We start from the raw sequence: 1,414 nt of genomic DNA on the forward strand, positions 1-1,414 counted from the left end.
TGCACCTCTTCCCCACTCGCATCACCCGCCCCTAGTCTGGGGAGTGAGCGCGCAGCGACGAAGAGTCACCGGAAGGGGAAGCCGGTGGCCGTCGAGTGCGGAAGGTGCAGGTGTGTCATGGCTGCAGCTGGCGAGAGGCCACTGAACGAGGTTCAGTTCCTGACCGTGGCGGAGGTCGCCACGGTGATGCGAGTGTCGAAGATGACCGTGTACCGCCTGGTGCACAGCGGTCATCTGCCCGCGATCCGGGTGGGGCGGTCCTTCCGCGTCCCCGAGCAAGCGGTCCACGAGTACCTCCGCGACAGCTATGTGGGGGTGGAGACGGCCTGACGATCCCCTCCGGGGATACCCGGAGACCCTCGATTACGACCTCAGCGCTCGGTTGGGTAGGCTAGCCCCTCGTAGGTCGTGTGGGCCCATGGCGCCCAAACAACCAGTGATGAGAAGTGAGCGAGGGTAGTCGTGGGCTCTGTTATCAAGAAGCGGCGCAAGCGGATGGCCAAGAAGAAGCACCGCAAGCTGCTCAAGCGCACGCGCGTTCAGCGCCGCAACAAGAAGTAAGCGGCGACGCGAGAGCGTGTTCTGTGGCCCCCCATCGGCAATGATGGGGGGCCACAGGTGTATCCCCGGCCAAGCGGTGGTGATCCGGCCGACTCCGGCCGGGGAATTTCCGTCACCTCGCGCATCGGGCAGTCATCACAGCGCGACGTCCACCCGCTAAGTTGGCCCCCACGGGGAACGCGGAACGTGAGGTAACGCGGGAAGGAAGGCGCTGATCTTGGGCAAGGTCGTGCTCGTCACCGGGGTCGCCCGGCAGCTGGGCGGCCGGTTCGTGCGGCGGATCCAGCGGGACCCGGAGGTCGAGCGGGTGATCGCGGTGGACGCGGTGCCGCCCGCGCACCAGCTCGGCGGCGCCGACTTCGTCCAGGCCGACATCCGGCAGCCGACCATGGCCCGGGTGCTCGCCGAGACCGGCGCCGACACCGTCGTCCACCTCGATGTCACCGGCACCGCGCTGGGCGGCGGCAACCGCGCCACGGTCAAGGAGACCAACGTCATCGGCACCATGCAGCTGCTCGGTGCCTGCCAGAAGTCGCCGGCGGTGCGGCGGCTGGTGATCAAGTCCAGCACCAATGTGTACGGCTCCGCGCCGCGCGACCCCGCCGTGTTCACCGAGACCACCCCGGCCAAGTCGCTGCCCAGCGGCGGGTTCGCCAAGGACACCGTCGAGGTCGAGGGCTATGTGCGCGGGTTCGCCCGGCGGCGGCCCGACGTGGCCGTGTGCGTGCTCCGGTTCGCCAACATCCTCGGTCCCGCCGCGGACACCCCGCTCGCCTCGTACTTCGCGCTGCCGGTGCTGCCGACCGTGTTCGGCTACGACCCACGGCTCCAGTTCGTGCACGAGGACGACGTG

Annotated in this window: 3 protein-coding genes; all 3 read left to right on the forward strand. The window is 68.6% G+C overall.

The window, feature by feature from the left end:
* The first annotated feature begins 117 nt into the window (after positions 1-117).
* Positions 118-330 (forward strand): helix-turn-helix domain-containing protein, encoded by a 213-nt coding sequence (locus ACPC54_RS41965; RefSeq protein ID WP_046417307.1) that lies wholly within the window; start codon positions 118-120, stop codon positions 328-330.
* A 132-nt stretch (positions 331-462) separates the two neighbouring features.
* Positions 463-561: a 30S ribosomal protein bS22 gene (locus tag ACPC54_RS41970; RefSeq protein WP_003948845.1), complete on the forward strand. Its 99-nt coding sequence runs from the start codon at positions 463-465 to the stop codon at positions 559-561.
* Positions 562-778: 217 nt separating this feature from the next.
* The coding region (locus tag ACPC54_RS41975) for an NAD-dependent epimerase/dehydratase family protein (protein WP_498973018.1) at positions 779-1,414 on the forward strand (636 nt) is incomplete at its 3' end.

The sequence above is a fragment of the Kitasatospora sp. NPDC094028 genome (genome assembly GCF_049543595.1).
In the GTDB taxonomy this organism is placed as follows: Bacteria; Actinomycetota; Actinomycetes; order Streptomycetales; family Streptomycetaceae; genus Kitasatospora.

Excerpts from the sequence above, each read along its gene's own strand:
- ACPC54_RS41965 (WP_046417307.1), top strand. The coding sequence starts at position 118 with ATGGCTGCAGCTGGCGAGAGGCCACTGAACGAGGTTCAGTTCCTGACC.